We start from the raw sequence: 15,363 nt of genomic DNA, 5'->3' as shown, positions 1-15,363 counted from the left end.
AAACGCCCGGTTACATTTCGAACCCGGAAGCTAAGCCTTACAGCGCCGATGGTACTGCAGGGGGGACCCTGTGGGAGAGTAGGACGCCGCCGAACTCCTTTTAGAGCTCTGGCTCTTGGGCACACAGCCCAAGAGCCGGAGCTTTTTTGCGTTGAGGTAAGGTCAGTGAGCATCATTGGCTCGTTTCCCCCAGGAGGCCCCCGCGTGGAGGTCCAGGAGACCCGCGTGCAGACCGACCGGGTCCTCACCATCCCGAACATCCTCAGCATGGCGCGCCTGGCCGGCGTGCCCCTGTTCCTGTGGCTCATCCTGCGGCCCGAGTTCGGCGGCCCGCAGAGCGACGGTTGGGCGCTGTTGGTGCTGGCCCTCAGCGGGGTCAGCGACTACCTGGACGGAAAGCTCGCGCGGCGCTGGAATCAGATCAGCAGCCTCGGCCGGTTCCTGGACCCGGCGGCCGACCGGCTCTATATCCTCTCCACGCTGGTGGGTCTCACCTGGCGCGAGATTCTCCCGCTCTGGTTGACCCTTGTACTGCTTGCCAGGGAAGCGATGCTGCTGGTGATGGTGGGCATCCTCCGGCGGCACGGCTATCCTCCGCCGCAGGTGAACTTCCTGGGCAAGGCCGCCACCTTCAACCTCATGTACGCCTTCCCGCTGCTTCTGCTGAGCGACGGCAGCGGATGGATCGCGTCACTCGCCGCCGTCTTCGGATGGGCGTTCGCCGGATGGGGTACAACCCTGTATTGGTGGGCAGGTGTTCTCTACGTGGTGCAGGTCCGCCGCCTGGTTCGTGCGGACGTCGCAGCCGATTGAACTCGCTGATTGTGCGGTCCCGGTGGCCGGATGGCCCGCGCTGGAAAAGTGCGGGACCCTGGACGGGTGAAGTCGGCTAAACCGTCGTCTCTCAGAGGAGGACGCTTCCGACATGAAGGCCGTCGTGATGGCTGGAGGCGAAGGCACACGCCTTCGTCCCATGACCTCGAGCATGCCCAAGCCGCTCCTGCCGGTGGTCAACCGGCCGATCATGGAGCACGTTCTTCGGCTGCTCAAAAGGCATGGGCTCAATGAGACCGTCGTGACCGTCCAGTTCCTGGCCTCACTGGTCAAGAACTACTTCGGTGACGGCGAGGAGCTCGGAATGGAGCTCACCTATGCCAACGAGGAGAAGCCACTCGGTACCGCCGGAAGCGTCAAGAACGCCGAGGAGGCATTGAAGGACGACGCCTTCCTCGTCATTTCCGGCGATGCCCTGACCGACTTCGACCTCACCGACCTGATCAACTTCCACAAGGAAAAGGGCTCGCTCGTCACCGTGTGTCTGACGCGCGTGCCCAACCCGCTGGAATTCGGTATCACCATCGTCGACGAAGAGGGCAAGGTCGAGCGCTTCCTGGAGAAGCCGACCTGGGGCCAGGTCTTCTCGGACACCGTGAACACCGGGATCTACGTCATGGAGCCCGAGGTCTTCAACTATGTCGACCCCGATGTGCCCGTGGACTGGTCCGGTGACGTCTTCCCGCAGTTGATGAAGGAAGGCAAGCCCGTCTACGGCTATGTCGCCGAGGGCTACTGGGAGGACGTCGGTACCCACGAGAGCTATGTGAAGGCTCAGGCCGATGTTCTGGAGCGCAAGGTTGACGTCGACATCGACGGCTTCGAGATCTCGCCCGGCGTCTGGGTGGCCGAGGGTGCGGAGGTGCACCCCGACGCGGTGCTGCGCGGGCCCCTGTACGTCGGCGACTACGCCAAGGTCGAGGCCGGCGCCGAGATCCGCGAACACACGGTGATCGGGTCCAACGTCGTCGTCAAGAGCGGGGCCTTCCTGCACAAGGCCGTGGTCGCCGACAACGTGTACGTCGGACCGCACAGCAATCTGCGGGGCTGTGTGGTCGGCAAGAACACCGACATCATGCGCGCCGCGCGGATCGAGGACGGCGCGGTCATCGGCGACGAGTGCCTGGTCGGTGAAGAATCGATCATCCAGGGCAACGTGCGGGTCTACCCGTTCAAGACGATCGAGGCCGGTGCCTTCGTCAACACCTCGGTGATCTGGGAGTCCCGCGGGCAGGCGCACCTCTTCGGTGCGCGCGGGGTCTCCGGCATCCTGAACGTGGAGATCACTCCGGAGCTGGCCGTGCGGCTGGCCGGTGCGTACGCGACGACCCTGAAGAAGGGGTCCACCGTCACCACGGCCCGCGACCACTCCCGTGGCGCCCGTGCGCTGAAGCGGGCGGTGATCTCCGCGCTGCAGGCCAGCGCCATCGACGTACGCGACCTGGAGAACGTACCCCTGCCCGTGGCGCGGCAGCAGACCGCGCGGGGCAGTGCCGGCGGGATCATGATCCGGACCACCCTGGGGGTGCCGGACTCCGTCGACATCATGTTCTTCGACGGTCAGGGCGCCGACCTGTCGCAGGGCAGCCAGCGGAAGCTGGACCGGGTGTTCGCGCGGCAGGAGTACCGGCGGGCGTTCCCCGGCGAGATCGGGGACCTGCACTTCCCGTCCAGCGTGTTCGACTCCTACACCGGGTCCCTGCTGCGCAACGTCGACATCACCGGCATCGCGGAGTCCGGGCTCAAGGTGGTCGTCGACGCCTCCAACGGCAGCGCGGGGCTGGTGCTGCCGAGCCTGCTCGGGAAGCTCGGCGTCGACTCCCTGACGATCAATCCCGGTCTCGACGAGGCCAGGCCCACCGAGTCGGCCGACGTGCGGCGGTCCGGTCTGGTGCGCCTCGGGGAGATCGTGGCGTCCTCGCGGGCCGCGTTCGGCGTGCGGTTCGACCCCGTCGGTGAACGGCTGTCGCTCGTCGACGAGAAGGGCCGCATCATCGAGGACGACCGGGCGCTGCTGGTGATGCTCGACCTGATCGCGGCCGAGCGGCGCAGCGGCCGGGTGGCGCTCCCGGTGACGACCACCAGGATTGCCGAGCAGGTCGCCGCGTACCACGGCACGCAGGTCGAGTGGACGACCACCTCCCCGGACGACCTGACGCGGGTGGGGGGCGAGGAAGGCGCGATCTTCGGCGGAGACGGCAAGGGCGGCTTCATCGTCCCCGAGTTCAGCAGTGTGTACGACGGCACGGCGGCCTTCGTGCGGCTGATCGGGCTGGTCGCGCGCACGCAGCTCACGCTGAGCCAGATCGACGCGCGGATCCCGCGGGCCCACGTCCTCAAGCGTGATCTGGCCACTCCGTGGGCGGTCAAGGGCCTGGTGATGCGGCGGGTCGTCGAGGCGGCCGGGGACCGGTTCGTGGACACCACGGACGGGGTGCGGGTGGTCGAGACCGACGGGCGCTGGGTGATGGTTTTGCCCGACCCCGCGGAGGCGGTCACCCATCTGTGGGCGGAGGGCCCCGACGACGCCTCCGCGCAGGCGCTGCTGGACGAGTGGGCCGCGGTGGTGGACAGCGCGGGCCGCTGAGAACACGCCTGGTCGCTGAGAACACACCGCACGCGCGCGTGCCGGACAAGTGTCCCCAAGGGGGCCGGTCCGGCACGCCGGTGGGGCCGTTCGGAGGTAGTGGCGGTGGCGTGCGACGATGTGCGGCATGCCGCAGCCACCCCCCGTTCGGAGCACACCCTCGCGGCCCGTGCGCCCGGACGCGTCCATGTCGCTGCTCACGAACGTCATGGACCACAGCCTCGACGACGGATACGCCGAGGCCGCCGCGCGGAAGAAGGCCGACGGCAGCGGGGGCATGCCCAAGACACTGCGCGCCAAGCTGGGCCTGGCGGCCGGTCTGGTCCTCGCGGCCCTGGTCGTGACGGTCGGGGCGGCCCAGGCACGGGTCGCCGCTCCGGTCGTCGCCAAGGAGCGTGAAGAGCTGGTCGACCGCATAGAGGGGGAGACCTCGGCGGCCGACGAGCTGGAGAAGAGCGTCGACGAGCTGCGCGACGACGTGGACGCCCGCCGGCGCGAGGCGCTGGAGAAGAGCGGCGACGGCGACCGGTCCGACCTGGTGGGGATCCTGTCGGGCGCGGTGGAGGTGCACGGTCCCGGCGTGAAGCTCGTGGTGAACGATGCCGAGGACGTCGGTACGGGGGCCGACGGGCAGCCGCGCGGCACCTCCGGGTTCTCCGACACGGGACGGGTGCGGGACCGGGACATGCAGCGCGTGGTGAACGGGCTGTGGGAGTCGGGCGCCGAGGCGATCTCCGTCAACGGGCAGCGGCTGACCGCGCTGTCGGCGATCAGGGCCGCCGGTGACGCGATACTGGTCGACAACAGGCCGCTGGTGCCGCCGTACACGGTGCTCGCGGTGGGCGACGGCGAGCGGCTGAGCAGGGGCTTCCAGGACAGCGCGGACGGGCTGTACCTGCATGCCCTGGAGGAGAGCTACGGCATCCGGACCGCCATCTCCGTCGCGGACGACCTCAAGCTGCCGGCCGCACCGAGTGTGATCGTACGTACAGCACAGCCGATAACCGAGAAGGGCACATCGTGATCGCCGTACTGGGCCTCGTCGTGGGAGTCGTGGCCGGACTGCTGGTCCGGCCCGAGGTGCCGGCGGCCGTGGAGCCGTATCTTCCGATCGCCGTCGTGGCGGCGCTGGACGCCGTCTTCGGTGGTCTGCGGGCCATGCTCGACGGCATCTTCGACGACAAGGTCTTCGTGGTGTCGTTCCTGTCGAACGTGGTCGTGGCCGCACTGATCGTGTTCCTGGGCGACAAGTTGGGCGTCGGAGCCCAGCTGTCCACCGGCGTCGTGGTGGTCCTCGGCATCCGTATCTTCTCCAACGCCGCGGCGATCCGACGCCACGTCTTCCGGGCATGAGGCCGATGAACGACGACGAGCAGTCCGCGAACAGGCTGCGCAAGGAACTGCCGGACGAGGTGCCGCCCTCGCGGTCCCCGTCGGCGGACGACCCCGCGGGCGGCCCGGGGGCGGCGCGGGGGGAGCGGAACGGAGCGACCGGCAGGCAGCGGCTCCTGAAGGGGCTGTGGCCGCCGCGCCTGACGCGGGCCCAACTGATCGTCGCCCTGCTCCTGTTCGGGCTCGGCTTCGGCCTCGCGGTCCAGGTGGCGTCCAACAGCGACAGCGACAGCGCGCTGCGGGGCGCCCGCCAGGAGGATCTGGTCCGCATCCTGGATGAACTGGACGACCGTACTCAGCGTCTTGAAGACGAGAAGCAGGGCCTCGAGAAGCAGCGCGACGAGCTGGAGAACAGCTCCGACCAGGCGGAGGAGGCCCGCAAGCAGACGCTCGAGAAGGAGCGGCAACTGGGCATCCTCGCGGGCACCGTGGCCGCACAGGGGCCCGGCATCACGGTGACCATCGAGGACACGAAGGGGACGGTCGAGGCGGACATGCTGCTCGACGCCATCCAGGAGCTGCGCGCGGCGGGTGCGGAGGCGATCCAGGTGAACGGTGTGCGGGTCGTCGCCGGCACGTATCTCGCGGACGTGGACAAGTCCGTCAGCGTCGACGGGAACAAGATCAACGCGCCCTATCGTTTCCAGGTCATCGGCAAGCCGCAGGACCTCGAACCGGCTCTCAACATTCCTGGAGGAGTGGTGCAGACTCTGGAGAAGGAACAGGCCACCGTTACTGTTGAGCGGTCGAGCAAGATCGTCGTGGACGCCTTGCGAGCGGCGGAGCGGCCTGACTACGCTCGGTCGTCCTCCCAGTGAACCGGCGGTGCATGGGGGGCGTCCGGCGAGGGCATGAGGTTGCGGGGGGTCGGCGCACCGATTGGGTGGTGCGTGGTGGAAACTGTCTGGTGGAGACGGACGTTGTGAAGGTGTCCGGGTCGGCCAGTGCGTTCAGTAAGGGTTCGTCCTGCCCCACGGGCGGGTCTGTTTCGGTCAAGGGGAATCGCCCGTGAAGTTGTTTGCGAAGTTGTTCGGCAAGAGCGCGCGAGAGGGCAGCGGCGACAACGCGACCGCCCGCCATCGCGCACAGCCCGACGCGGAGGGCGGACGCCCGATGTACCGGGACCAGGTGGGTGGTCCGGGCGCGCCGTCTGTTGACCCTGCTCAGTCCGGCGGCATAGGTTTCGGCCAGCCCTCGGCCCCGGGTGCGGGTGGAGGGTTCACCCCCGACCCGTACGCGTCGAACGCCCCGGCGGGGCAGTCGCGGCAGGAGGATCCGTCCATGTCGGCCCTGGTCTGCACGAGGTGCGGCAACCGCAACGCGGAGAACAGCCGTTTCTGCTCCAACTGCGGGGCTCCGCTGCGGCCCGGCGCGGTCCCGGAGCGTGCCTCCGAGACGACCTCCACGATCTCCATCTCCGGTCTGGAGGCCTACGACGCCGAGGTCACCGGCCAGACGGCGATGCCGGCGCTCTCTCCCGAGGCGCAGGCGGCCGTGGACGCGCTGCCGCTGGGCTCCGCCCTCCTGGTCGTGCGCCGCGGTCCGAACTCGGGCAGCCGCTTCCTGCTGGACGGCGAGCTGACCACCGCCGGGCGTCATCCGCAGAGCGACATCTTCCTGGACGACGTGACGGTCTCGCGCCGGCACGTGGAGTTCCGCCGCAGCCCGGACGGTTCCTTCACGGTCGCCGACGTCGGCAGCCTGAACGGCACCTACGTCAACCGGGAGCGCATCGACCAGGTCGCCCTGTCGAACGGTGACGAGGTGCAGATCGGCAAGTACCGGCTGGTGTTCTACGCGAGCCAGCGGGGTTACTGACCCGCCCCCGGGCCGTCCGCCCGGGGAACCTCCAGGGAAGGTCCATGTTTCAAACACCGAGCGGCGGTGCCGGGCAAGGCGCCGCCGCCACGGACAGTGGGCTGATGAGCATCGGCGCAGTGCTGAGCGCGCTGCGTGACGAGTTCCCCGACATCACCATCTCCAAGATCCGTTTCCTGGAGTCGGAGGGCCTCGTCGAGCCGCGGCGGACCCCGGCCGGATATCGCAAGTTCGGCGCGCACGACGTCGAGCGCCTCGGCCAGGTGCTGCGCATGCAGCGGGACCACTATCTGCCGCTCAAGGTGATCCGTGAGCACCTGGACGCCGTGGAGCGCGGCGAGGCCGTGGCGCTGCCGCGGGTCGGCCGGCAGCGGGACGGGGAGGCGGCCGCGCCCGAGCCCGCCGAGAGCCCGACCGTGGCCCGGATCGGGCGGGACGAGCTGCTGGCCACGGCCGGGATCGACGAGCAGGAGCTGAAGGAGTGGGAGTCGTACGGACTCCTCGTCCCGCTGCCCGACGGGGCGTACGACGCCGAGTCGGTCACCGTGGCGTCGCTGGTGGTGCAGCTGGGGCGGTTCGGGATCGAGCCGCGGCACCTGCGGGTGATGAAGGCCGCCGCCGACCGCGAGGCCGGGCTCGTGGACCAGGTGGTGGCTCCGTTGAAGCGCCACCGCAACCCGCAGACCAGGGCACACGCGGAAGCCCGCACCAAGGAGCTGGCGGGACTCGCGGTGAAACTGCACGCGGCGCTGGTGCAGACCGCTCTCGGCGTGCGGCTGCCCTGAAACGGGCGGGCCGGCTACCCGGATCGCCCACCCGATCCCGGCCCGACTACCCAAACGTCCCGGGCACGGCCTAGGGTTGCTGTGTGAACGAGCTCGATGTCGTAGGTGTCCGGGTCGAGATGCCCTCCAACCAGCCGATCGTGCTGCTGCGCGAGGTGGGCGGCGACCGTTACCTTCCCATCTGGATCGGACCGGGGGAGGCGACGGCGATCGCCTTCGCCCAGCAGGGCATGGCTCCCGCACGGCCGCTGACCCACGACCTCTTCAAGGACGTGCTGGAAGCCGTCGGCCAGGAGCTCTCCGAAGTACGCATCACCGACCTGCGCGACGGGGTCTTCTACGCCGAGCTGGTCTTCGCGAGCGGGGTCGAGGTCAGCGCCAGGCCGTCCGACGCCATAGCGCTGGCCCTGCGCACCGGTACGCCGATCTACGGCAGCGACACGGTCCTCGACGACGCCGGTATCGCCATTCCGGACGAGCAGGAGGACGAGGTGGAGAAGTTCCGCGAGTTCCTCGACCAGATCTCACCCGAGGACTTCGGGACCAGCAATCAGTGAGACGCGGGCCCGTACGGGCACATCCGGCTAGCCTTTCCCGGTATCGGACACGGGAAACCACTCGTAGGGTGATTATCACTCGGCGTGCCGAGTGTGGCGATCGTTGACGCACCCTTGGTGACTGCCTACCTTCGAGGAGGCAGGTCAAGGACGGAGGTCGGCGTGAGAATCAGCGGCGACGGTACGGTTGGGGGTGGCCCCGGGCACAGCCTCGGGGCAGGCGGTCCGTACCCGCCCCCGGGTTCCCGGCTTCGCGCAGGCGCGGGCCACGCCCAGCACGGTGTTGCGGCCGATTCCGGTCCGCAGCGACCGGCAGCCGTGCCGACCAGCGGAGGGGCGACGTCCATGGCGTCCGAGCAGATCGGCTACCGCGGGCCGACGGCCTGCGCGGCCGCCGGCATCACCTACCGGCAACTCGACTACTGGGCCCGCACGGGCCTCGTCGAGCCCAGCGTGCGGCCCGCGCACGGGTCCGGGACGCAGCGGTTGTACAGCTTCCGCGACGTGGTCGTGCTGAAGATCGTCAAACGCTTCCTCGACACCGGTGTGTCCCTGCAGAACATCCGCACCGCCGTCCAGCACCTCAGGGAGCGCGGCTTTCGCGACCTGGAGCGGATGACGCTGATGAGCGACGGCGCCACCGTCCACGAGTGCACCTCGCCCGAGGAGGTGCACGCCCTGCTCCAGGGCGGGCAGGGCATCTTCGGGATCGCCGTCGGCGTGGTGTGGCGGGACGTGGAGAGCGCGCTGTCCCAGCTGCACGGCGAGCGGATCGACACGGGGGAGACCCTGGTCGGGCACAATCCGGCCGACGAACTGGCCCGGCGGCGGAGCAACCGGGCGGTCTGACCCCGCCGCGCCCCACAGCCGTCCGGTGAGGGCATTGTCAGTGGCGTAGGGCAGCATCGGAGATGTGAGAACCGCGCCCACGATCCTGCATCTCGACATGGACGCCTTCTTCGCCTCGGTGGAGCAGGCGTCCAAGCCGAGCCTGCGCGGGAAGGCCGTCGTGGTGGGCGGCCTCGGACCGCGCGGTGTGGTCGCCACCTGCTCGTACGAGGCGCGGGTGTTCGGGGTGCACTCCGCGATGCCGATGGGCCAGGCCCGCCGGCTCGCGCCGCACGCCGCCTACCTCGTGCCGCGCTTCGAGCTCTACCGGTCTATCAGCGAGCAGGTGATGCGGCTGCTGCGGGAGCTGTCGCCGCTGGTGGAGCCGCTGAGCCTGGACGAGGCCTTCGTGGACCTGGACGCCGGCGGGGCGGCCCGGGACGCGGAGTCGGCGCGCGCGGCCGGGGCGAAGCTGCGCACCGACATCCGCACCGTCACCGGCCTCACCGGTTCCGTGGGCCTCGCCGCCTCCAAGATGCTCGCCAAGATCGCCTCGGAGGCGGCCAAGCCCGACGGACTGGTGCTCATCCCGCCGGGGACCGAGCGGGCCATGCTGGAGCCGATGACGGTGCGGACGCTGCCCGGGGTGGGGCCGGCCACGGGAGACCATCTGCGGCGGGCGGGGATCACCACGGTCGGCGAGATCGCCGAGGCGGGCGAGGACGAGCTGGTGCGGCTGCTGGGCAAGGCGCACGGCCACGCGCTGTACGCCATGGCGCTGGCACGGGACGAGCGTCCGGTGGTGGCCGAGCGGGAGACCAAGTCGGTGTCCGTGGAGGACACCTACGACGTGGACATCCACGACCGGGTGCGGGTCGGCGTCGAGGTGGGGCGGCTGGCGGACCGCTGCGTGCGGCGGCTGCGCGCCTCCGGTCTGTCCGGGCGGACCATCGTGCTCAAGGTGCGCAGATACGACTTCTCCACGCTCACGCGCTCCGAGACCCTGCGCGGCCCCACCGACGATCCCGCGGTGGTGCGGGAGGCGGCCGCCAGACTGCTGGACGCGGTGGACACCACGGGCGGCGTGCGGCTGCTCGGGGTGGGTGTCAGCGGGCTCGCCGACTACACGCAGGAGGACCTGTTCGCGCAGGCGGCGGGGGACCGGGCGGAGGAACCGGCCGAGGAGCCCGGGACCGAGCCCGCCGAGGAGCACGCCCCCACGCCCGCCGAGCGCCGGTGGCCCTCGGGGCACGACGTACGGCATACGGAGCTGGGGCACGGGTGGGTCCAGGGCAGCGGTCTCGGGCGGGTCACCGTGCGCTTCGAGACGCCGTACTCGGAGGTCGGGCGGGTGCGGACCTTCCCGGTGGACGACCCGGAGCTGACACCGGCGGATCCGCTGCCGCTGGTCGCCGGCACGGAGGGCGGCGAGGGTGGCGAGGGTGGTCAGCCGTCGTCGTTGCCCTTGCCGGCCAGCTTGCCGAAGTCGTGGTCGGGAGGCGGCGGAGCGGCCGAGACGTCCAGGCCGTAGTGGTGGTAGAGCTGGAGTTCCTGTTCCGGCGAGAGGTGGCGGCCGACGCCGAAGTCGGGCGCCTCCTTGATCAGCACCCGGTCGAAGGGCACGCGCAGGGCGCCGTCGACCAGCTCGCTGGGCTCCAGCGGGACGAAGGCGTCCCTGCTGAAGAGACCGGTTCGTATCGCCGCCCACTCGGGGACGCCGGTGGCATCGTCGAGGTAGACCTCGTCCACGGTGCCGATCCTGGTGCCGTCGCGGTCGAACGCCTTGCGGCCGATCAGGTTCCGCGGATCGATGTCAGTACGCACGGGGCCCTCCACTTGATCGCACCACTGGGCCGGACTGGGGTCGCACACCAGCCGCCTAATCATCCGTAAGTACTACAAAAGAGCACAAATGCCCGGTCGGCCACTCGAAGTCCGTGCGGCGACCTCGCTGGTACGCTGGCAAACGGCTGCTGACCCCGCGCGGGAGAGTCCTCCGGACACCACCGGAGGCGCCGAAGGAGCAAATCCTCCCCGGAATCTCTCAGGCTCACGTACCGCACGGACGAGGTCACTCTGGAAAGCAGGGCGGGTGTCGACGGCTTCCGCTCTCACCGACGGTGAAAGCCGGGAGAGCCCCAGGGCTCGCCCGGTGAAGCTCTCAGGTTGAGATGACAGAGGGGGAGGCCGTCCGGGTACCCGCGCCGTGGTGCCCCTCGAAGGTCGTCAGACCAGGAGGCCTCCGCAATGACCGCCCATCGCACTCCGCTCTCCGAACTCGAACAGGCCATGCCCTTCGAGCAGCGCCACATCGGCCCCGACCACGAGGCCCGGGCCAAGATGCTCGCGCAGGTCGGTTACGGTTCGCTCGACGAACTGACGGCCGCCGCAGTGCCGGATGTGATCAAGAACGCCGACGCGCTGGACCTGCCGGGCGCGCGCTCCGAAGCGGAGGTGCTGGCCGAGCTTCGCTCGCTCGCCGACCGCAACCAGGTCCTCGACTCCATGATCGGCCTCGGCTACTACGGCACCTTCACCCCGCCGGTGATCCTGCGCAACGTCATGGAGAACCCGTCCTGGTACACGGCGTACACGCCCTACCAGCCGGAGATCTCCCAGGGCCGTCTCGAAGCCCTGCTGAACTTCCAGACGATGGTCGCCGAGCTGACCGGCCTGCCCACCTCCGGCGCCTCGCTGCTCGACGAGGGCACCGCCGCCGCCGAGGCGATGGCCCTCTCCCGGCGCATGGGCAAGAACAAGAAGGGCCTGTTCCTCATCGACGCGGACGCCCTGCCGCAGACCGTCGCCGTGATACAGACCCGCGCCGAGCCGACCGGCGTCGAGGTCGTCGTCGCCGACCTGAGCGAGGGCATCCCGGCCGAGCTGGCCGAGCGGGAGATCAACGGCGTCCTGATCCAGTACCCGGGCGCCTCCGGAGCCGTCCGCGACCTCAAGCCGGTGATCGACCGGGCGCACGAGCTGGGCGCGCTCGTCACCGTCGCCGCCGACCTGCTCGCCCTCACTCTGCTCACCTCGCCCGGCGAGCTGGGCGCGGACATCGCGGTGGGCACCACCCAGCGCTTCGGCGTGCCGATGGGCTTCGGCGGACCGCACGCCGGTTACATGGCGGTGCACGAGAAGTTCGCCCGCAGCCTCCCCGGCCGCCTGGTCGGCGTCTCCGTGGACGCCGACGGCAACAAGGCTTACCGCCTGGCCCTGCAGACCCGCGAGCAGCACATCCGCCGCGAGAAGGCCACCAGTAACATCTGCACCGCGCAGGTGCTGCTCGCCGTCATGGCCGGCATGTACGCCGTCTATCACGGTCCCGAGGGCCTGCGGGCCATCGCCCGCCGCACCCACCGGTACGCCACGATCACGGCCGCCGGGCTCGCCGCGGGCGGCGTCGAGATCCTCCACGGCTCCTACTTCGACACCGTCACCGCGCGGGTGCCCGGCCGGGCCGCCGAGACCGTGCACGCCGCCCGCGAGAACGGCGTCAACCTGCGGCTCGTCGACGCCGACCACGTGTCGTTCGCCTGCGACGAGACCACCACCCGCGCCCAGGTCGGCGGCGTGTGGCACGCCTTCGGCGTCGAGGGCGACATCGAGTCGCTGGACGCGGAGACCGCGGAGACGCTGCCCGAGTCGCGGCTGCGCACCGACGACTTCCTCACCCACCCCGTCTTCCACCAGCACCGCTCCGAGACCGCGATGCTGCGCTACCTGCGCCGCCTCGCCGACCGGGACTACGCGCTGGACCGCGGCATGATCCCGCTGGGCTCCTGCACCATGAAGCTCAACGCGACCACCGAGATGGAGCCGGTCACCTGGCCCGAGTTCGGCGCGCTGCACCCCTTCGCGCCCGCCGAGCAGGCGCAGGGCTACCTCACCCTCATCCGTGAGCTGGAGGAGCGGCTCGCCGAGGTCACCGGGTACGACAAGGTCTCGCTCCAGCCCAACGCCGGCTCGCAGGGCGAGTTCGCCGGCCTGCTCGCCGTACGCGGCTACCACCGGGCCAACGGCGACGAGCAGCGCACCGTCTGCCTCATCCCGTCCTCCGCGCACGGCACCAACGCCGCCAGCGCCGTGATGGCCGGCATGAAGGTCGTCGTCGTCAAGACCGCCGAGGACGGTGAGATCGACGTCGAGGACCTGCGGGCCAAGATCGAGAAGCACCGCGACGAGCTGGCCGTGCTGATGATCACCTACCCGTCCACGCACGGCGTGTTCGAGGAGCACGTCGCCGACATCTGCGCGCAGGTGCACGACGCGGGCGGCCAGGTCTACGTGGACGGCGCCAACCTCAACGCCCTGGTCGGCCTCGCCAAGCCCGGCCACTTCGGCGGCGACGTCTCCCACCTGAACCTGCACAAGACCTTCTGCATCCCGCACGGCGGCGGCGGTCCCGGCGTCGGTCCCGTGGGCGTACGGTCGCACCTGGCGCCGTACCTGCCCAACCACCCGCTGCAGCCCGCGGCCGGTCCGCAGACGGGCGTCGGCCCGATCTCGGCGGCGCCGTGGGGCTCGGCCGGCATCCTGCCGATCTCCTGGTCCTACGTCCGCCTGATGGGCGGCGAGGGCCTCAAGCGCGCCACGCAGGTGGCCGTGCTGTCCGCCAACTACATCGCCAAGCGCCTGGAGCCGCACTTCCCGGTGCTCTACAACGGCCCCGGCGGGCTGGTCGCGCACGAGTGCATCATCGACCTGCGCCCGCTGACCAAGGCCACCGGCGTCAGCGTCGACGACGTCGCCAAGCGGCTGATCGACTACGGCTTCCACGCGCCGACGATGTCCTTCCCGGTGGCCGGCACGCTGATGATCGAGCCGACCGAGTCCGAGGACCTGGCCGAGCTGGACCGGTTCTGCGAGGCGATGATCGCCATCCGCGCGGAGATCGAGAAGGTCGGCTCCGGCGCCTGGCCCGCCGAGGACAACCCGCTGCGCGGCGCCCCGCACACCGCGGACGCGCTCGGCGGTGAGTGGGAGCACGCGTACACGCGCGAGGAGGCCGTCTTCCCGGCCGGGGTGTCCGCCTCCGACAAGTACTGGCCGCCGGTGCGCCGCATCGACCAGGCATACGGCGACCGGAACCTGGTCTGCTCCTGCCCGCCGCTGGACGCGTACGAGGACTGAGTCCCGCCAGGAAAGTGAGAGAGGCCCCGTCCGGGCCGCGGTGCCCGGACGGGGCCTCTCGGCGTCTCAGGCCGTGGCGAGCGACACCTCCGTCGACTTGACCAGCGCGACGACGGGAGCGCCCACGGACAGTCCCAGGTCGTCGGCGGACTGCCGGGTGACGGCCGCGGTCAGCTCGGCGCCCTCGACGGCGACCGCGACCGTGGCCATCGCGGCGCCGGTGGTGAGGGCGGTGACCGTGCCCGGCAGCCGGTTGCGGATGGACAGCCCGTCCACGCGCCCGGTGGCCAGAGCCACCTCGGTGGACTTCACCAGGGCCCGGACGGCGGTGCCGGGGGCGAGCGCCAGGTCCTCGGCGGCCTCGCGGGTGATCGCCGCGGTGAGGTCCTGGCCGCCGGAGAGACGGACGGCGACCGTCGCCATGGCCTCGCCCGGGGTGACGGCGGTGACGGTGCCGGGGAGCTGGTTGCGGATGCTCAGGCTCATGGGGGCACCGTAGCCCGGTGCGGGGCGTCGCGCCGCGGGGAAGAGCCGGCGGACGTGGGGGTTGGCCGTTGGGTATAACGCGATATAGCGTTAGTGTGCCGCAGTGGATGGGGTGGTCGCGGGACGCCCCGGGGAGATCGGGGTGGAGCTATGTCGGTGCAGCCCTCACCGGACGGCGGGATGCCCGCACTCCGGGCCTCGCACACGGACCGGGACCGGGCCGTGGACCTACTGAGCGCCGCCGCCGGCGATGGCCGGCTGACCCCGGAGGAGCTGGACGAGCGGGTGGGCGCGGCGCTCACCGCGCGCACCCAGCAGGAGCTCGCCGCCCTCACCGCCGACCTGCCGACGGCCGTCGACGGACACCCGGTCGTCGCGGCCAAGGACGTCGTCCGCATCGAGCAGGAGGGGGCGTCCACCCGGCGGGGCGAGGGCTGGGTGGTCCCGCGGCGGATGGAGATTCGGTCGGCCTGGGGCGAGGTGACCCTCGACCTCGCCCGCGCCGTGATCGCGCACGACACCCTCCACATCGACCTGGACATGCGGGCCGGGGCGCTGAGGGTCGTGACCCGGCCCGGCATCGTGGTGGACACCGACTCCCTGGTGACCAGTTACGCCGAGGTGAAGACGCCGCGGAGCGTCGACACCGGGGCGCCCATGGAGCTGAGGGTGGAGATCGCGGGGGCGATCAGCTGGGGCCAGGTCGTGGTGCGCACGCCGGGCCGCGGGCTCGGGCGCCGGACCTAGGTGTAGGGACTCGCAGGGTTGTTGACGCGGCTGATCGGTGGGTGGCCGCGCGGCGTCAGGTGCGTGCTCTGGGGGTCCCCCCGGCCGGAGGCTGGGGGGGTGTCGGCCCCAGACCCGCGTACTGGCCGTACTCGGGTCTGGGGCCGGTGCGGCGAGTTTTTTTTACCTCCCACGCCCTTGAGTGAGTGGTGGAGAT

General features: G+C 70.5%; 14 protein-coding genes, 1 rRNA gene and 1 riboswitch. Of the genes, 13 read left to right on the top strand and 2 right to left on the bottom strand.

From position 1 onward, the window contains the following. The 11 genes from rrf to ACFV9J_RS40105 form a co-directional block, all read left to right on the top strand. Window positions 1–95: ribosomal RNA gene (gene rrf, locus ACFV9J_RS40155) — 5S ribosomal RNA — on the top strand; the annotation flags it as partial. 109 nt (window positions 96–204) lie between these two features. Next, the gene (locus ACFV9J_RS40150; RefSeq protein ID WP_385363137.1) at window positions 205–813 is read left to right on the top strand and encodes a CDP-alcohol phosphatidyltransferase family protein; all 609 of its coding nucleotides are present in this window, start codon (window positions 205–207) and stop codon (window positions 811–813) included. A gap of 112 nt (window positions 814–925) precedes the next feature. Next, window positions 926–3,421 (top strand): sugar phosphate nucleotidyltransferase, encoded by a 2,496-nt coding sequence (locus tag ACFV9J_RS40145; protein WP_385363135.1) that lies wholly within the window; start codon window positions 926–928, stop codon window positions 3,419–3,421. Window positions 3,422–3,539: 118 nt separating this feature from the next. Beyond that, a complete protein-coding gene (locus ACFV9J_RS40140; RefSeq protein ID WP_385363133.1) occupies window positions 3,540–4,445 on the top strand; it encodes a DUF881 domain-containing protein in 906 nt (301 codons plus the stop codon). Then, a complete protein-coding gene (locus ACFV9J_RS40135) occupies window positions 4,442–4,774 on the top strand; it encodes a small basic family protein (RefSeq protein ID WP_003977440.1) in 333 nt (110 codons plus the stop codon). Before ACFV9J_RS40140 ends, ACFV9J_RS40135 begins: the two co-directional genes overlap by 4 nt. A gap of 5 nt (window positions 4,775–4,779) precedes the next feature. After that, window positions 4,780–5,631 (top strand): DUF881 domain-containing protein, encoded by an 852-nt coding sequence (locus ACFV9J_RS40130; RefSeq protein ID WP_385363141.1) that lies wholly within the window; start codon window positions 4,780–4,782, stop codon window positions 5,629–5,631. A gap of 148 nt (window positions 5,632–5,779) precedes the next feature. After that, window positions 5,780–6,631: an FHA domain-containing protein gene (locus ACFV9J_RS40125; protein ID WP_385363139.1), complete on the top strand. Its 852-nt coding sequence runs from the start codon at window positions 5,780–5,782 to the stop codon at window positions 6,629–6,631. Between the two features lie 44 nt (window positions 6,632–6,675). Then, a complete protein-coding gene (locus ACFV9J_RS40120; protein WP_385363130.1) occupies window positions 6,676–7,416 on the top strand; it encodes a MerR family transcriptional regulator in 741 nt (246 codons plus the stop codon). A gap of 83 nt (window positions 7,417–7,499) precedes the next feature. Next, entirely contained in the window at window positions 7,500–7,973 is a 474-nt protein-coding gene (locus tag ACFV9J_RS40115) for a bifunctional nuclease family protein (RefSeq protein WP_003977444.1), read from the top strand. A gap of 162 nt (window positions 7,974–8,135) precedes the next feature. Then, complete coding sequence (locus tag ACFV9J_RS40110) at window positions 8,136–8,822, top strand: MerR family transcriptional regulator (RefSeq protein ID WP_385363127.1); 687 nt, start codon at window positions 8,136–8,138, stop codon at window positions 8,820–8,822. A gap of 64 nt (window positions 8,823–8,886) precedes the next feature. Then, window positions 8,887–10,332 (top strand): DNA polymerase IV, encoded by a 1,446-nt coding sequence (locus tag ACFV9J_RS40105; protein ID WP_385363125.1) that lies wholly within the window; start codon window positions 8,887–8,889, stop codon window positions 10,330–10,332. On the opposite strand, the gene ACFV9J_RS40100 is transcribed toward ACFV9J_RS40105, so the two are convergent. Next, on the bottom strand, window positions 10,248–10,625 hold the full coding sequence (locus ACFV9J_RS40100) for a PRC-barrel domain-containing protein (RefSeq protein WP_385363123.1): 378 nt from the start codon (window positions 10,623–10,625) through the stop codon (window positions 10,248–10,250). The two genes, ACFV9J_RS40105 and ACFV9J_RS40100, sit on opposite strands and share 85 nt — an antisense overlap. Window positions 10,626–10,775: 150 nt before the next feature. Beyond that, window positions 10,776–10,871: riboswitch (glycine riboswitch) on the top strand. A 177-nt stretch (window positions 10,872–11,048) separates the two neighbouring features. On the opposite strand from ACFV9J_RS40100, the gene gcvP reads away from it, so the two are divergent. Then, on the top strand, window positions 11,049–13,934 hold the full coding sequence (gene gcvP, locus ACFV9J_RS40095) for an aminomethyl-transferring glycine dehydrogenase (protein WP_385363121.1): 2,886 nt from the start codon (window positions 11,049–11,051) through the stop codon (window positions 13,932–13,934). Window positions 13,935–14,000: 66 nt separating this feature from the next. On the opposite strand, the gene ACFV9J_RS40090 is transcribed toward gcvP, so the two are convergent. Next, the gene (locus ACFV9J_RS40090; RefSeq protein ID WP_385363119.1) at window positions 14,001–14,420 is read right to left on the bottom strand and encodes a molybdopterin-binding protein; all 420 of its coding nucleotides are present in this window, start codon (window positions 14,418–14,420) and stop codon (window positions 14,001–14,003) included. A gap of 150 nt (window positions 14,421–14,570) precedes the next feature. Between ACFV9J_RS40090 and ACFV9J_RS40085 the strand changes: the two genes are divergently transcribed. Next, window positions 14,571–15,167, top strand: coding sequence for a DUF1707 domain-containing protein (locus tag ACFV9J_RS40085; RefSeq protein ID WP_385363117.1), 597 nt, complete (start codon window positions 14,571–14,573; stop codon window positions 15,165–15,167). The last annotated feature ends 196 nt before the right edge of the window (window positions 15,168–15,363 follow it).

The organism is Streptomyces sp. NPDC059906 (genome assembly GCF_042730645.1).
GTDB lineage: Bacteria > Actinomycetota > Actinomycetes > Streptomycetales > Streptomycetaceae > Streptomyces > Streptomyces rubrogriseus.
Note: the sequence above shows the minus strand (reverse complement) of the source record. Positions and strands in the feature narration are given on the sequence as shown.